Annotated in this window: 13 protein-coding genes; 6 read left to right on the forward strand and 7 right to left on the reverse strand. The window is 68.3% G+C overall.

The genetic code is table 11. The annotated features are described in order from the left end of the window. Position 1 precedes the first annotated feature (1 nt). Positions 2 to 820, forward strand: coding sequence for a class I SAM-dependent methyltransferase (locus ACFPN9_RS19815; protein WP_066735037.1), 819 nt, complete (start codon positions 2 to 4; stop codon positions 818 to 820). Here ACFPN9_RS19815 and ACFPN9_RS19820 read toward each other — a convergent pair. Together ACFPN9_RS19820 and ACFPN9_RS19825 are read right to left on the reverse strand one after the other, a co-directional pair. After that, positions 790 to 2,052: an O-antigen ligase family protein gene (locus ACFPN9_RS19820; protein ID WP_067254601.1), complete on the reverse strand. Its 1,263-nt coding sequence runs from the start codon at positions 2,050 to 2,052 to the stop codon at positions 790 to 792. The genes ACFPN9_RS19815 and ACFPN9_RS19820 overlap by 31 nt on opposite strands. Then, positions 2,049 to 3,599: an undecaprenyl-phosphate glucose phosphotransferase gene (locus ACFPN9_RS19825; RefSeq protein WP_066735032.1), complete on the reverse strand. Its 1,551-nt coding sequence runs from the start codon at positions 3,597 to 3,599 to the stop codon at positions 2,049 to 2,051. Before ACFPN9_RS19825 ends, ACFPN9_RS19820 begins: the two co-directional genes overlap by 4 nt. A 521-nt stretch (positions 3,600 to 4,120) precedes the next feature. On the opposite strand from ACFPN9_RS19825, the gene ACFPN9_RS19830 reads away from it, so the two are divergent. Together ACFPN9_RS19830 and mdtI are read left to right on the forward strand one after the other, a co-directional pair. Then, positions 4,121 to 4,483 (forward strand): DMT family transporter, encoded by a 363-nt coding sequence (locus tag ACFPN9_RS19830; protein ID WP_066735030.1) that lies wholly within the window; start codon positions 4,121 to 4,123, stop codon positions 4,481 to 4,483. Beyond that, positions 4,480 to 4,818, forward strand: coding sequence for a multidrug/spermidine efflux SMR transporter subunit MdtI (gene mdtI, locus ACFPN9_RS19835; RefSeq protein WP_156449782.1), 339 nt, complete (start codon positions 4,480 to 4,482; stop codon positions 4,816 to 4,818). The genes ACFPN9_RS19830 and mdtI overlap by 4 nt, the downstream gene beginning before the upstream one ends. Positions 4,819 to 4,822: 4 nt before the next feature. Here the strand turns inward: mdtI and ACFPN9_RS19840 are convergent, their stop codons facing one another. Further along, entirely contained in the window at positions 4,823 to 5,980 is a 1,158-nt protein-coding gene (locus ACFPN9_RS19840; RefSeq protein WP_066735028.1) for a glycosyltransferase, read from the reverse strand. A gap of 19 nt (positions 5,981 to 5,999) precedes the next feature. Continuing rightward, positions 6,000 to 6,560 carry a polysaccharide biosynthesis/export family protein gene (locus ACFPN9_RS19845; protein ID WP_067254597.1) on the reverse strand — a complete coding sequence of 187 codons (561 nt, stop codon included), beginning with the start codon at positions 6,558 to 6,560 and terminating at the stop codon, positions 6,000 to 6,002. A gap of 193 nt (positions 6,561 to 6,753) precedes the next feature. Here ACFPN9_RS19845 and ACFPN9_RS19850 point away from each other — a divergent pair, with 193 nt between their 5' ends. Next, positions 6,754 to 8,931 (forward strand): GumC family protein, encoded by a 2,178-nt coding sequence (locus tag ACFPN9_RS19850; RefSeq protein WP_067254594.1) that lies wholly within the window; start codon positions 6,754 to 6,756, stop codon positions 8,929 to 8,931. Positions 8,932 to 8,937: 6 nt separating this feature from the next. Here ACFPN9_RS19850 and ACFPN9_RS19855 read toward each other — a convergent pair whose 3' ends face one another. Next, positions 8,938 to 10,185 (reverse strand): GNAT family N-acetyltransferase, encoded by a 1,248-nt coding sequence (locus ACFPN9_RS19855; protein ID WP_066721230.1) that lies wholly within the window; start codon positions 10,183 to 10,185, stop codon positions 8,938 to 8,940. Between the two features lie 144 nt (positions 10,186 to 10,329). On the opposite strand from ACFPN9_RS19855, the gene ACFPN9_RS19860 reads away from it, so the two are divergent. Continuing rightward, positions 10,330 to 11,382 carry a polysaccharide deacetylase family protein gene (locus ACFPN9_RS19860; RefSeq protein WP_066721228.1) on the forward strand — a complete coding sequence of 351 codons (1,053 nt, stop codon included), beginning with the start codon at positions 10,330 to 10,332 and terminating at the stop codon, positions 11,380 to 11,382. A gap of 110 nt (positions 11,383 to 11,492) precedes the next feature. On the opposite strand, the gene ACFPN9_RS19865 is transcribed toward ACFPN9_RS19860, so the two are convergent. Further along, positions 11,493 to 11,702 carry a DUF2842 domain-containing protein gene (locus tag ACFPN9_RS19865; protein ID WP_066721226.1) on the reverse strand — a complete coding sequence of 70 codons (210 nt, stop codon included), beginning with the start codon at positions 11,700 to 11,702 and terminating at the stop codon, positions 11,493 to 11,495. A gap of 139 nt (positions 11,703 to 11,841) precedes the next feature. Here ACFPN9_RS19865 and ACFPN9_RS19870 point away from each other — a divergent pair, with 139 nt between their 5' ends. Further along, positions 11,842 to 12,909, forward strand: a complete 1,068-nt coding sequence (locus ACFPN9_RS19870) for a COX15/CtaA family protein (RefSeq protein ID WP_280939907.1) — start codon at positions 11,842 to 11,844, stop codon at positions 12,907 to 12,909. Positions 12,910 to 13,081: 172 nt separating this feature from the next. On the opposite strand, the gene ACFPN9_RS19875 is transcribed toward ACFPN9_RS19870, so the two are convergent. Then, positions 13,082 to 14,359 (reverse strand): O-acetylhomoserine aminocarboxypropyltransferase, encoded by a 1,278-nt coding sequence (locus ACFPN9_RS19875; protein WP_066721224.1) that lies wholly within the window; start codon positions 14,357 to 14,359, stop codon positions 13,082 to 13,084. Between the last annotated feature and the right edge of the window lie 42 nt (positions 14,360 to 14,401).

Genomic DNA, 14,401 nt, shown 5'->3' on the forward strand with positions numbered 1-14,401 from the left:
CATGTCACTGGCGACTGTCACGGCCGATCCGATCCGGCCTGCTTCGCGCGCTCATGCGAACCCGAACCGGTCCGTCGAGGGCTTTTTCCGTGAACTCGCGCCCGACTGGCATTCGCAATGGGCCTGGGACCATTACGAGCCGACGATTCTCAACCTTGCGCGGCAGTTCGGCCTGCGCCGTGTCTGCGAGATCGGCGGAGGCCGCGATCCGCTCTTTACCGCCGAGCAGGCGGCCGGCCATGGCATCGACCTCATCGTCAACGACATCGACGCGGGCGAACTCGCATTGACGCCGGCGGGCCTGAAGACGGCGCGCTTCGACATTGCGGGCGATCTTTCCGAACCGGACATCGCTCGCGGCGGCTATGATCTGATGGTCTCGCGCATGGTCTTCGAGCATGTCGAGGATGTCGAGCGCGCCTGGACCAACATCCACGCTCTGCTGGCGCCGGGCGGCGTTGCGCTCGCCTTCTTCCCGACGCTCTGGGCCCCGGTCTTCGCGCTCAACCATCTGCTGCCGGAGAAGGCCTCGCGCGCCATCGTCCACGCGCTCTTCCCGCTGCGCCGGGACGGCGGCGGCGATCCCAAGTTTCCCGCCCATTACGACTGGTGCCGCGGCAGCCGGGCGACGCTCGCGCCGATGCTGAACCGCGCCGGCTTCACCGACATCCACATTCAGCGCTTCTGGGGACACGGCTATTTCGACCGGATGCCCGGGCTGAAGCAGATCGACCACGGCTTCAACGCGCTGGCGGCGAAGATCGGCTGGGATTTCGTGACGACCTACGCTTATGTCGTCGTGCGCAAGGATCGCGGCTGAGGCGCCGTCTGCGGCGCGGCGGGGAGGGCGGCGAGCCCCCAGACGAGACCCAGCATCAGATACATATGACGCCAATGGTCGGTATCGATCTGCATCCCCTGCAGGATCGTGACGAACAGCACCGACCACAGCGCGATGGCATGGGTCTGGCGCGGCGTGCGCTGGAACACCAGCCGCCAGCCGACGAGGCAGGTTGCCGCCATCAGCGCCAGCCAGGAGAAGCCGCCGAGCCAGCCATAGGAGGCGAAGGCGTTGATGTAGACGTTGTGCGGGTCCTCCGGAAACAGCCAGCGGAAGCGCAGCGGCCCGAAGCCGTTGGGCTCGTCCAGCAGCAGCGGAATCGAGCGCAGCTGGTTGCCGAAGCGGCCCGTGACGCCGCCGTCGTAATCCTGCACGAGGTTGGCGCGCACCTCGAAGACGCTGCGAATGTTCTCGAAGGACAGTGCGAAGAGCAGGGCGACGACCACGAAGCCGAGCGCCAGCAGCGAGAGACCGATGATGCGCGCCCGTCGCGCCGCGCTCGGCGCCGTCAGGAAGGTCAGCGCCACCATCAGCAGCGTGGCGGCCACCAGATTACCCCAGGCGCCGCGCGAGAACGTCAGGAACAGCGCGACCAGCGGCACGCTCATCAGCAGAAGTCCCCGCATCAGGCCGAGCCGGCCGATCAGAACATGCTGGAGCAGATAGACGATCGGCAGCACCAGGAAGGGCCCGAGCACGTTCGGGTCCTTGAAGGTGCCCGAGGCGCGGCCATAGAGCGTGAAGATCGAGCCGAGGCCGGCGATGTCGAAATAGCCGAGGATGCCCGCGAATCCCGCGCCCCAGGCGGCGAACAGATAGCCCCGGCGCAGCGTCTCCAGGCGCCCCACAGGGTCCTCCGCCATGATCCCGGCGAGGAAGACGGCGGTGATCATCAGATAGACCGAGACGGCGGTGAAGCGCACAGCCGCGGCATCGTCCATCCACGGGATCAGCGAGAAGGTGCCGCCGATATTGTAGAGCAGCAGCAGCAGCGCCAGCGGCAGCAGCTTCTGCGAGAAGCGGATCCCCGTCAGCGCGAAGACGAACAGCGCGAGCAGGAACACGACCTCATAGGGCGAGGGCTCGATCAGGGCGAGACCGCTGCAGGCAGTCAGCAGCCAGAGCACGCCGCGCTTCAGCGTCGCATAGGAGATGCGCAGCCGGCCGCGTCGTGCCGGCTCCTGGCCGCTCCTGTCGGCGAGCGCGCTCAATAGGCGTTCTCGCTCTTGGTCATCAGCGAGAAGGGCGTCTTGATCAGGATGTAGAGGTCGAGCAGCACCGACCAGTTCTCGATGTAGTAGAGGTCGTGCTCGACGCGGCGCTGGATCTTGTCCTCGGTGTCGGTCTCGCCGCGCCAGCCATTGACCTGCGCCCAGCCGGTGATGCCGGGCTTGACCTTGTGGCGCGCGAAATAGCCGTCGACCACCTGCTCATAGGCGCGGTTCGAGGCGGTGGCATGCAGCGCATGCGGGCGCGGGCCGACCAGCGAGAGATTGCCCTTGAACACGACGTTGAAGAGCTGGGGCAGCTCGTCGAGCGAGGTCTTGCGGATGAAGCGGCCGACGCGGGTGACGCGCGGATCGTCCTTCGTCACCTGCTTGGCGGCGGTGTGGTCGGTCATCTCGTGATAGAGCGAGCGGAACTTGAAGACCTCGATCTGCTCGTTGTTGAAGCCGTAGCGCTTCTGCCGGAACAGCACCGGCCCCTTCGAATCGAGCTTGATCGCGATCGCCGTCGCCAGCATCACCGGTGACAGCAGGATCAGCGCCAGCGTGCCGACGACCTTATCGAAGGCCCATTTGACGACGATGTCCCAATCGGCGATCGGCCGGTCGAAGACGTCGAGCACCGGCACCGCGCCGAAATAGGAATAGGAGCGCGGCCGGAAGCGCAGCTTCGACATATGCGCCGAGAGCCGGATGTCGATCGGCAGCACCCAGAGCTTGCGCAGCATCGCCAGAAGCCGCGCCTCGGCCGAGATCGGCAGGGTGAAGATCACGAGATCGAGCTTGGTGCGCCGCGCGAACTCGACGAGGTCGTCGATCGTGCCGAGCTTGGGATAGCCCGCGACGAGGTCGGGCGAGCGGTCGTCGTTGCGGTCGTCGAAGACGCCGCAGATGCGCAGGCCCGTGTCGCGCTGCGCCTCTAGCGCCTTGATCAGGGCTTCGCCGCCTTCGCCGCCGCCGACGATGGCAGTGCGTCGCTCGAGCCGCCCCGAGCGCGTCAGATGCCGCACGGCCAGCGTCACCGCCAGACGCTCGCCCAGCAATGCCGCCGCGCCGACGCTGTAGAAGCCCAGCAGCCAGACGCGCGAGACCTGATCGCCGATCTTGAGGAAGAAGAAGGCGGCCAGCGTGATTAGGAACAGCAGGGTCCAGCCGCTGGCGAGCCGCACCGCCATGGCGATGAAGTTCCTGAGCGCACCGACATGGTAGAGATGCAGCGCCTGGAAGGTGGCGAGCGCGCCCACAGCGAGCGCGGGAATCGTGATCTGGTAGGGCAGGATGCTCTCGGTCGTGCCCGCGGCGTAGAGCCAGTAGATCAGGCCGCCGGCCCCCACCACGGCCAGCACGTCGAGCAGGCGAACCAGCCCCTCGATCATCACCGGCGACAGCGTCGGCTTGACCGGGATCGCGGCAATGCGCTCGGCCAGAGGATGGAACACGCGTGTCCCGCTTCGGGCCGGCCCGAACATGTCGGGCGTCGCCGAGGCGGCGGCATCCGCCTTCATCAGGTCGCGGACATCGAAGGCACCCATGACGTCACATCCCCGTCGCGGTCGGCACCGCCGGACGCGATCTTCGCCGGCCCGCCGATCTTGCCGCTGGCCTACCGGAAAATGCTCACGGAAGGCTTAATCGGACGCATCGCTGTTTCCCGGAGCGTGGTCAGGAAGGCGGGCTGCGGGAGGCCATCCCGCGGGCCTCGCTTTTCGCCGGCTTGGGAAAGCCGGAATTGTCTTGGTCTGACAAGGTATTGATCCAGGTTTTGAGCCGACGAAATGCCTTCGATCCAGACTGGGTTCGGTGCCTGTAAAGTGATGAAAGGTTGACGAAATGCAATCGCGAGGCTATATCCAACTGTGATGAGTGTCTGAGAAGCATATTTCTAGGCGATTGCCGCTGCAGCCTGAGTGCTGATGGCGCGCCCGTCGCTGTGATGCCTTGCGGTTATCCTGCGGTGGCCTGTTCTTCCGGACGCTGATTTCAAACCCGAACTTTTGCCGATCTTCCGGCCTCGCCCCCGCGATGGCCGCCGCCCGATCGGCCCGTGTGCTTCATGTCTTCCCATTGGTTCTTCCTGCTCGCGGCCATCGCCGTCGAGATCGTCGCGACGGCCGCGCTGAAATCCGTCGTGTCCGAATCCTGGCTGGTCGCGTTCCTGCCACTCCTTCTCATCGGTCTCTCCTTCGCGCTGCTCAGCGTCGCTCTGCGGGTCATCCCGCTCGCCGTCGCCTATGCGGTCTGGGAGGGCTTGGGCATCGTCGGCATCGCCTTGATCGGCCATCTCCTCTTCGGCGAGCATCTCACGCCGGGGCGCGTCGCAGCCCTGGCCGCGATCCTCGCCGGCATCCTGCTGCTCGAGCGCGGCGTCGGCGAAAGTCCCGATGCCGCTGCGCCGCACCAGGGGAGGCTCGCATGACCTCCGCCCTGTTGCCGCAATGGCTGGCCATCGCGTGGCTCGCTCTGGCGGTGGTCCTCGAAGTTGCCGGGTCCTGCCTGCTCAAGCTGTCGGACGGGCTGCGCCGGCGTCTCCCGGGAGCGATCGGTATCCTGCTGGTCATCGGGGCCTTCGCCGCTCTCGCCCAGGCGATCCGCGGCATGGACCTCTCGGTGGCCTACGCCGTCTGGGGCGGAGCGGGGCTGGTGATCACCGCCCTCGTCGGCGCCTTAGCCTTCGGCCAGCGCATCAGGCCGAGCGGCTGGGCCGGGATCGTTCTGGTCGTGGTCGGCGTCGTCGCACTGAAATCGCTCTGACGGCTCAGCCGCCTGCGCGTTTCGCCAGCGCGTCGCGATAGGCGTCGAGCACGCCGTCGATCATCGGCGCGAGACGGAAATTCTCGCGCACATGCGCCGCGAGATCGGCGGCCTCGGCCGCGCGATCGGCTTCCGGCGCTGCCAGCAGCTTGGCGATCGCCGCCGCGAGGATGGGGGCGTCGTCGGGCGGGATCAGCCGGTGGCGATGGCGTGGTCCGTAGATCTCGTTGATGCCGCCGACATCGGTGGCGACGAGCGGCTGCGCCGCCGCCGCCGCCTCCAGCACGACATAGGGCAGCGATTCCGCCCGCGACGGCACCACCATGACGCGCGCGCGAGACAGCGCCTGCCGGATCGGACCGGGCGGCTCGAACACGCATTGCGCAGCGACGCCGCGGGCGATGGTCAGCGAGCGCAGTTCCGCCTCGTCGGGCCCCGAGCCGACGATCAGGATGCGCGGCGTCAGCCTGTCCCGCGTCTTCAGCAGGCCGAGCGCTTCGATCAGCGTGTCGATGCCCTTGGCCGAGCGCAACTCCCCGAGATAGACGAGGTCGAAGGCCGCCTCGCTGTGGTCGATCGGCTCGAATTCGGGGTCGGACACGCCGTTGAGGACGATGCGGTGGTCCGTCCTGGGTTCGTGGCCGATAGAGGCCTCGAAGCGCCCGGCGATGAAGCGGCTCTCGAACAGGAAGATGTCTGTGGCGCGTTCGAGCAGCCGCTCGACCGCCATGTAGACCTTATGCTCGGTACTCCCGGGCTTGTAGTTGAAGCTGCCGCCATGAGGCGTATAGGCGGTGATGTAGCGCCGCCCGGGGCTGATGAGCGCAGGCATTCGCCCATAGACCCCGCCCTTGGAACCGTGGCAGTGCACCACGTCCGGCGCCAGCTCGCGGCGCAGTGCGATGGCGGAGAACTGCGCGCGCGCATCGGTGAGGCTCGGATAGCGCGACATCGGCACGCGTGTGATGCCCAGCGAGAGCCGGCCCGACAACTCGGCGAAAACCGCGTCGGCGCGTGTCCCGCCCGTGCTGGCATCGCAGAAGATGCCGACCTCATGGCCTCGCTCCGCCTGGCCGCGGGCGAGGTCGAGGACATGCCGGAACAGTCCGCCGAGCGGCGCCCGGAAGACGTGAAGGATCCGCAGCCGCGCGGCATCCGTCATCGGGGTTCTCCGCGCAGGCTCAGAACCAGCGTTCCTTGATCACGATCGTGTCGCCCGGCTGCACCGGATAGGTGATCGGGACGCTCGCGGTCACGAGCCGGTCGTCGATCTGCCGGGTCACCTCCGCGCTGCTGCGCTGGCCGCGAGGGGTGAAGCCGCCCGCGATCGCCACCGCGGTCTGCACGGTCATGCCGTGGACGTAGGGAAACTGGCCCGAATTGGTGACTTCGCCGAGGACGAAGAAAGGTCGGTAGGTGTCGACCTCGACCGAGACCTTGGGCTCGCGCAGGAAGCCGGCGCGCAGCTTGCCCTCGATCGCCCGTTCGAGCTGCTGCGTGGTCCGGCCCTGCGCCTCGACGGTGTCGATCAGCGGCATCGCGATCCGGCCCGAGCCATCGACGGCATAGATGTTCGAGAGATTGTCCTGTCCGAAGACGATGATGCGCAGCCGGTCGCCGCTGGCGAGGCGGTAGGGGCCGGCAGGCTGGGCCAGGGCGTATTCCGAAGGGCCGACGCGCGGCGCGCAGGCGCCGGCCGTCATGGCGATGGCCAGTGCGAGAGGGGCGAGACGACGACTCATCACAAGCGATACCCATGCGAAGCTGCGCAAAGCATGGGCGCGATATGGTTAAGAAAAGCTTCCGGGCGAGCGCTTTCGCGCCGCTTCGGGACGAAGGCGCGCGCCGGCGCTTAACCCGGCAATAACCTTACTGCGCTTTCATCCCTTCCGCGTCCTGTCCGGGGCGCGTGCGTTTTGCGTGAATGGATGGGTCATGACCGCTCACACCGAGAGCCTCGTCAGGGATGATCTGCGTGAGCCGGCGGCGCGCGACGACGGTCGCGGCGAGATGCTCGATCTCTCCGCGCTGTGGGAGGCGGTCAAGCGCCGCCGCGGCTGGATCATCGGCCCGACGCTCGCCGTGCTCGGCCTGTCCTTCGTTGCCGTGAACCTGGTCTCGCCGCGTTACACCGGCGAGGCGCGCATCCTGCTCGAGAACCGCGGCACCTTCTTCGCGCTGCCCGGCCAGTCCGCCGATGCTTCGGCCCAGTTCGATTCCGAGGCCGTGCAAAGCCAGGTCCAGATCATCATGTCGCGGGATCTCGCCCGCGAGGCGATCAAGCGCATCGGGCTCGTCGGCAATCCCGAATTCGATTCCGGCGCCGGCGCGCTGAACGCGCTGCGCAAGATCGGCGTCCTTGTCGGGCTCGGCGGCCATCCGGCCGACCGCTCGCCGGAGGATCGGGTGCTGGAGAAGTACTACGACCGGCTGCTGGTCTATCCGGTGGGCCGTTCGCGCATCGTCGCGGTCGAGTTCACCTCGCAGGATCCGGCGCTGGCGGCCAAGGGCGCCAACATCATCGCCAATGTCTATCTCGAGCTGCAGGAGGCGGCGAAGCAGGACTCCGCCCGCAGCGCCTCCTCCTGGCTCTCGACCACGATCGAGCCGCTGCGCCAGCGCGTCACCGAGGCCGAGGCCAAGGTTGAGGCCTTCCGCTCCCGCAACGGGCTGCTCGTCGGCAGCAACAACACCACGATCAACGCCCAGCAGCTCGGTGATCTCTCGGCTCAGCTCTCCGCCGCCCGCAGCCAGCAGGCCGAGGCGCAGGCGAAGGCCGGCCTGATCCGCGAGGCGATCAAGCAGGGCCGCACCTTCGAAATCCCCGACGTCGCCAACAACGAGTTGGTGCGCCGGCTGATCGAACAGCGTGTCAATCTGCGCGCCCAGATCGCGCTCGAATCCCGCAACCTTCTCTCCGAGCATCCTCGCATCAAGGAGCTGAACGCCCAGCTCGCCGATCTCGAGGGCCAGCTCCGCGCCGCGGCCGAACGGGCCGTCCGGACGCTCGAGAACGAGGCCAAGATCGCCGGCCAGCGCGTCGAGAGCTTCACCGCCGCCCTCGACGGCCAGAAGAAGAGCGTCTCGACCGGCAATGACAGCGAGGTGCAGCTGCGCGCGCTGGAGCGCGAGGCGCGCGCGCTGCGCGAACAGCTCGAGCAGTACATGCTGCGCTACCGCGAGGCCGTGGCCCGCGACACCCAGAACGCCACGCCCGCCGATGCCCGCGTCATCTCCCGCGCCATCGAGCCGACCGAGCCGTCCTTCCCGAAGAAGCTGCCGACGGTGCTGGTGGCGACGCTCGCGACCTTCCTGGTCTCGCTGGCGACAGTCGTCTCGCGCGAATTGCTGAACGGGCAGCGCGATGTGCCGGCTTCGGGGTCGCGCCGCACGCCGGGCTGGGTCGGCGGCGGGACCACGGGGGCGCCGCGCCGCGAGGAGCCGCAGACCGACACGAGGCGCGAGCGCGTCGCCGGCCTGCTCACCCATGGCGGGCGGCTGGGCCAGGTCACGATCGATCTCGTCCATCCCGAGCAGACCCTGGCCGATCTCGCCGAGCGCATCGAGGAGCCGGCGCGCGGCATGGCGCCGATGGTGCTCGTGCTCGACGGGGCGGGCGAGGGCGCGACCACCCCGCATGATCTCGCCGATCTGCTCTCCCAGCGCTGCCGCTGCATCATCGTCGATCTCGCGGCCGACGAAGGGCGCAGCCAGCCCGGTTTCTCCGAGCTGCTCGCCGGCGAGGCGTTGTTCTCCGACATCATCACCCGCCAGACCGGCTCGCGGCTGCATCGCATCGGTCCCGGGCGCGCGGGCCGCGACGCGGTCCTGGCGGCGCCCGACCTCGTCGAGGTCGCGCTGGACGCGCTCTGCGAGACCTATGACTGGGTCTTCGTCGCCGCTGCCTCCAACGACGAATCCACGGTGCTCGCGCCGCTGGCGAAGCGCGCCCAGGGCGGGCTCGTCATGGCCGGCCAGCTCGGCAACGGCCATGCCGTCGAGGCGGCCTACCGCCTGGCCGATCTCACCAAGACGCCAGTGACGCTGATCCTCGATGCGCCCGAGCCGGCGCGAATGGGCGAGCTGCGCGAGCGCGACCCCGCGCCGCTCTGACGGCGGCTACTCCTCGGCGGCGGGCTTGCGCCCGCGCCGCAGCCAGCCCGAGATGCGGTGCGCGAGCTTCAGCGCTGTCGGCGAGGCCTTGATGCGTCGCTTGACCTCGCGTTTGGCCCGGCTGAACAGGGCAAACGCCCGTCCCTTGGCCGTCAGCGGCAGGAAGGTATCGACGAGATCGTCGCGTTCGTCGCAGATCGTCGTCTTGTAGCGCGCCTCGCCGACGCCGAGATCGAAGACCGTGACGCCCTCCCGGCATTTCAGCTTGATCAGCTCGACCAGCAGGATCTCGCCCGGGCTGCTCTTGGCGGCCTCGCTGTCCATGTCGAAGGAGGTCGCCATGCCAGAGAAGCGCGCGCCCTGTACGGCGCCGACATAGGTCGCGACCGACTGTCCCCCGACATCGAGGGAATAGAGCTCCAGCGTCGGCGCGGTCTCGCCCTCCGCCCGGGCGCCGCGCTCGATGAAGCGGCGCACCGCGGGCGGTGCGAACGGATCGGCGATGCCCATCATCGCGAAACGCGCCGCCTTCTGGCGCAAGAAGGCGTCGATGACGCGGGCGATTTCCTCCGGCGTCCGGGCCCGCACCACTTCGGAGGGACCATAGGCCTGGAAACGGTTGCGCTTGTTCTTGAGCTTCTTGTGGGCGTGGCTGCTCATCGAGCGCCGCAGCGAACCCTCGGCATCGCCGGGCGTGAGGGCGAGCTTGTAGGCTCCGCTCGGGCTCGGGCCGCCGGCGAGCTGGGCCAGCGGGTTCGGCACACCCTGCCACTGCGTCGGCTGGTTGACGAAGATGAAGGCGTCGAGCCCGCCGATGGCCGCCCCGATCTCGGCCAGCATCAGCCGCGCGGCGGCAGCGTCCAGCCCGGCGGCGAAGGCCGGGTCGTAGAGCCCCATATGATAGTTGGCATGCTTGCCGCCGATGAATTCGGCGAAGCGGATGCCATTGCGGCGCGTGATGACGAGCGGCAGGATCGCCAGCGGTTCGCCGGTCGCGCCGCGCAGCACCGCATGGCGGAACACCATGCGCTCGGCCCGGCCGACCGTTTCCGCGAAGGCGCGCACCCAGCCATGGGCCTGGTAGGGCGTGACCAGGGCGCGCTGCTCGAGCCACTGCCAATCCTCGGCCAGCGCCGCGATGTCCGCGACCACCGACAGGCTGGCCCAGCCTCTCGTGACGCCGGCCTCGCGCGCGACCGGCTGATCGGCGAGGCGAGGGGGGGCGGATGGACTCTGTTCGACGAGCGCTGACATGGATCTGAAAGCCTCGGGAGCAACGGCGATGCCGCCTCCTTAACCCGCTATTGTGAACGGACTGGCCAAGATCGCCCGAGATCGCTCGCGATGGCGCCGCCATCGGACAACAGCGTTAGCGGGCGGTTGCCGCGGAACGGACAGATGAACCTGCGCCACCTTGCCTTCTCCGCCGTCTTCAGGGCGATCGCGGCCACAGGCGCCGACCGCTGGGGCAGGGGCCTCGCGCAGGGCCGCGGCGTCATCCTGACGCTGCATCATGTCCGGCCGCGAGGCGCGGGCGGCTTCCGGCCCAATGGCCTGCTCGAGATCACGCCCGACTTCCTCGACCGCACGCTCGCCCTGATCCGCGCCGAGGGCTATGATCTGGTGTCGCTGGACGAAGCGCTCGTTCGGCTGGCGGCACCGCGCCCGGGCCGCGTCTTCGTCGCGCTGACCTTCGACGACGGCTATCGCGACAATGTCGAGCACGCCTGGCCGGTGCTGGCGAAGCATCACGCGCCGTGGACGCTCTTCGTCACGCCGGGCTTCGCCGACCGCACCGCGCGGCTCTGGTGGCTGGAACTGGAGGAGGCGATCCGCGCGCTGCCGGCGCTCTCGCTTTCCCTGCCAGACGGCCCCTTCACGGCCAGGACGGCCAGCGAAGCCGGCAAGCAGCGCGCTTTTGAGACGCTCTACTGGCGTCTGCGCAAACAGCCGGAAGCGATTCTGCTGTCGGCGATTTCCGATCTCATGGCCCAGGCCGGCATGGATTCCGCCGCGCTCGTGGAGCGCGAATGCCTGCCCTGGGAGACGCTGCGCGCTTTGGCCGGCGCGCCGGGCGTCACCATCGGCGCCCACACGCTGACGCATCCGATGCTGGCCAAGCATGACGAGGCCTTCGCCCACGCCGAGATCACCGAGAGCAGAACCCGGATCGAGGCCGAGCTTGGCCTCCCCATCCGCCACTTCGCCTATCCGGTCGGCGACCCCACCTCGGCCGGTCCGCGGGAGTTCGCCATGGCGAAGGCGGCAGGCTTCGCCAGCGCGGTGACGACGCGGCCGGGCCATCTCTTCGCGGAGCATGCCGACCACCTCCACGCTTTGCCGCGCGTCTCGCTCAACGGGCTGCACCAGAGCGAGGCGGCCGTAAGGGCGCTGCTGTCCGGGTTGCCGTTCTGGCTCTGGAACCGGGGGCGGCGGGTGAACGCCGAATAGCGCCGGACGTCATGGTCGGGCTTGTCCCGACCATCCACGTCTTTGCTGGTCGGGACCTGAGTTCAAGACGTGGATGCTCGCCACAAGGGCGAGCATGACGGGTGCGCGCTTCAGACCCGGTCCTTCCGCTCCATCCACTTGATCAGCGGCAGCAGCGGCAGCACCCAGACCAGGCCGAGCGCGATATAGGCGATCGTCTGGACTAATTTCGGCGCCTCGGTGATGCGCCCCTGCGCCAGCGCCATGGCGACGAGAGCGTAGACGCAGACGAAGACGATGATGACGACGGCGCCGATCAGCTTGCGGTGGGTTTGTCTCATCGGGCGGTCTCGTCCTGGTTCTCGGCGCGGGCGCCGGCCTGCGGCAATGCGGGCGTTGTCGGCTCCCGGCGCGCCGACTATCTGTCACCTGCTCCCGCGCTTGTGAAGCCAATCCGATGCGACCGAAGGCCCCGCTTCCGTGACGATCGCTCTCGACAGACACCCCTCGATCATCCTGCAGGGCGGCCAGCATGCCGGGGTCAGGCGCTGGCTCTGGGCCGTGGCGGCGCTGGTCTTCGTCATGGTCGTCGTCGGCGGCGCGACGCGGCTGACGGGCTCCGGCCTCTCGATCACGGAATGGAAGCCGATCACCGGCGCCCTGCCGCCGCTCTCGGCCGAGGCCTGGGCGAGTGAATTCGCGAAATACCGCGCCAGCCCGCAATACCAGCTGCTGAACCAGGGCATGAGCCTCGGCGAGTTCCAGTTCATCTACTGGTGGGAATGGGGCCACCGCCAGCTCGGCCGCTTCATCGGCCTGGTCTATCTCGGCGGCTTCCTGGTTGTCGCAGGCCTGCGGCTGCTGTCCTGGCGCCAGACCCTGGTGCTCTTCGGCATGGGGCTGCTGCTCGGCCTGCAGGGCACGATCGGCTGGATCATGGTGGCGTCCGGCCTGCAGCCCGGCATGATCGCGGTCGCGCCGGTCAAGCTGACGCTGCATCTGACCTTCGCCGCGCTCTTCTTCGCCTCCGTCGTCGCCTTCGCGACATTCCTGACCCCGCCGCGTCGGGCCGAACCGGCGCAGGGCCGGGGCATGGCCTGGCTGCTGCTGGCGCTGCTCTTCGGGCAGATCGCGCTCGGCGGGCTCGTCGCCGGCTCGCGCGCCGGCTTCGTCTACAACACCTGGCCGCTGATGGACGGCGCGCTGGTGCCTGGCGTCGAGACGCTGTTCGTGCGGCCCGCCTTCTGGGAGAATTTCGTCGACAACGCCGCTCTCGTGCAGTTCAACCACCGCATCGGCGCCTATCTGCTGCTGGCGCTGGCGCTCTGGCACATGCTCTCGCTGCGCAGGGCGGCGCCGGGCTCGGGCGGGGCCAAGCGCGCGACCGCTCTCGCCGGCCTGACGCTGAGCCAGGCCGTGCTGGGCATCGTCACGCTGCTGCTGGTCGTGCCGCTCTGGGCCGGGCTCGCCCACCAGGCGCTCGGCTTCCTCGTGCTGGCGATGGGCGTGGTGCATGTGACGCGCAACGAGGGCGCCTCGCGGGGGTGAACCGCGCCGTCATGCTCGGGGCATTGCGAAGCAATGAGCCCGGAACCCATGACCGCCGAGCACCCAAGGAAAGGCGACCGGCGGCCGCGTGCTTTCTGCAGCCGCCTGCGGTTATGGGTTCCGGGCTCGCCCTGCGGGCGCCCCGGAATGACGGCGTGGCTATTGACGAAGATCAGGCCAGCGCTTGATCCAGATCGTCGATCAGATCCTGCACGTCCTCCAGCCCGATCGACAGGCGGATCACCTGCGGGCCGGCGCCGGATGCCGTCTTCTGCTCGTCGCTGAGCTGGCGATGCGTGGTCGAGGCCGGGTGTATGACCAGCGAGCGCGTGTCGCCGATATTGGCGAGATGCGAGAACAGCTTGAGCTCGGTGACGAGCTTGACGCCGGCGTCGTAGCCGCCCTTCAGCCCGAAGGTGAAGACCGCGCCGGCGCCCTTCGGCGAATAGCGCTTCGCCAGCTCATGATACTTGTCGCCGGGCAGGCCCGGATAGCTGACCCATTCCACCGCCGGATGCTTCGAAAGATGCGTCGCGACCGCCAGCGCGCTCTCGCAATGGCGCTGCATGCGCAGCGGCAGCGTCTCGATGCCGGTCAGGATCATGAAGGCGTTGAAGGGCGAGAGCGCCGGGCCCATGTCGCGCAGGCCCAGCACGCGGGTCGCGATGGCGAAGGCGAAATTGCCGAAGGTCTCGCCCAGCACCATGCCGTTATATTCCGGCCGCGGCTTGGAGAGCATCGGGTAGCGGTCGTCGCCGACCCAGTTGAACGAGCCGCCATCGACGATGATGCCGCCGATCGAGTTGCCGTGGCCGCCGAGGAACTTGGTCAGCGAATGCACCACGATGTCGGCGCCATGCTCGAAGGGGCGGATCAGGTAGGGCGTCGCCATGGTGTTGTCGACGATCAGCGGGATGTTGTGCTTCTTCGCGATCTTCGAGATGCCGGCGATGTCGACGATCACGCCGCCCGGATTGGCGATGGATTCGATGAAGATCGCCTTGGTCTTCGGCGTCACCGCGGCGGCGAAGGCCTCGAGATCGTCCGAATCGGCCCAGATCACGTTCCAGCCGAAGTTCTTGTAGGAGTGGTTGAACTGGTTGATCGAGCCGCCATAGAGCTTCTTGGCGGCGACGAACTCGTCGCCCGGCTGCAGCAGCGCATGGAAGGTCAGGAACTCGGCGGCATGGCCCGAGGCGACGGCGAGCGCGGCCGTGCCGCCTTCCAGCGCCGCGACGCGCTCCTCCAGCACCGCATTGGTCGGGTTGCCGATGCGGGTGTAGATGTTGCCGAAGGCCTGCAGCCCGAACAGCGAGGCGGCATGGTCGACATCGTCGAAGACGAAGGAGGTCGTCTGGTAGATCGGCGTGGCGCGCGCGCCGGTGGCCGCATCCGGCGCGGCGCCGGCATGGATGGCGAGCGTGTGGAAACCGGGTGCGCGGTCGGTCATCGTCTACTCCCTGCGATCTTCTGAATGCGAGACATTGCGTTC

It is taken from the genome of Allobosea massiliensis (genome assembly GCF_042655245.1).
GTDB classification, from domain to species: domain Bacteria; phylum Pseudomonadota; class Alphaproteobacteria; order Rhizobiales; family Beijerinckiaceae; genus Allobosea; species Allobosea massiliensis.

Bases quoted from the DNA above. Each gene is read 5' to 3' on its own strand.
- ACFPN9_RS19815 (WP_066735037.1), top strand. From the start codon at position 2: ATGTCACTGGCGACTGTCACGGCCGATCCGATCCGGCCTGCTTCGCGC.
- ACFPN9_RS19825 (WP_066735032.1), bottom strand. From the start codon at position 3,599: ATGGGTGCCTTCGATGTCCGCGACCTGATGAAGGCGGATGCCGCCGCC.
- ACFPN9_RS19830 (WP_066735030.1), top strand. From the start codon at position 4,121: ATGTCTTCCCATTGGTTCTTCCTGCTCGCGGCCATCGCCGTCGAGATC.
- mdtI (WP_156449782.1), top strand. From the start codon at position 4,480: ATGACCTCCGCCCTGTTGCCGCAATGGCTGGCCATCGCGTGGCTCGCT.
- ACFPN9_RS19840 (WP_066735028.1), bottom strand. From the start codon at position 5,980: ATGACGGATGCCGCGCGGCTGCGGATCCTTCACGTCTTCCGGGCGCCG.
- ACFPN9_RS19845 (WP_067254597.1), bottom strand. From the start codon at position 6,560: ATGAGTCGTCGTCTCGCCCCTCTCGCACTGGCCATCGCCATGACGGCC.
- ACFPN9_RS19850 (WP_067254594.1), top strand. From the start codon at position 6,754: ATGACCGCTCACACCGAGAGCCTCGTCAGGGATGATCTGCGTGAGCCG.
- ACFPN9_RS19855 (WP_066721230.1), bottom strand. From the start codon at position 10,185: ATGTCAGCGCTCGTCGAACAGAGTCCATCCGCCCCCCCTCGCCTCGCC.
- ACFPN9_RS19860 (WP_066721228.1), top strand. From the start codon at position 10,330: ATGAACCTGCGCCACCTTGCCTTCTCCGCCGTCTTCAGGGCGATCGCG.
- ACFPN9_RS19865 (WP_066721226.1), bottom strand. From the start codon at position 11,702: ATGAGACAAACCCACCGCAAGCTGATCGGCGCCGTCGTCATCATCGTC.
- ACFPN9_RS19875 (WP_066721224.1), bottom strand. From the start codon at position 14,359: ATGACCGACCGCGCACCCGGTTTCCACACGCTCGCCATCCATGCCGGC.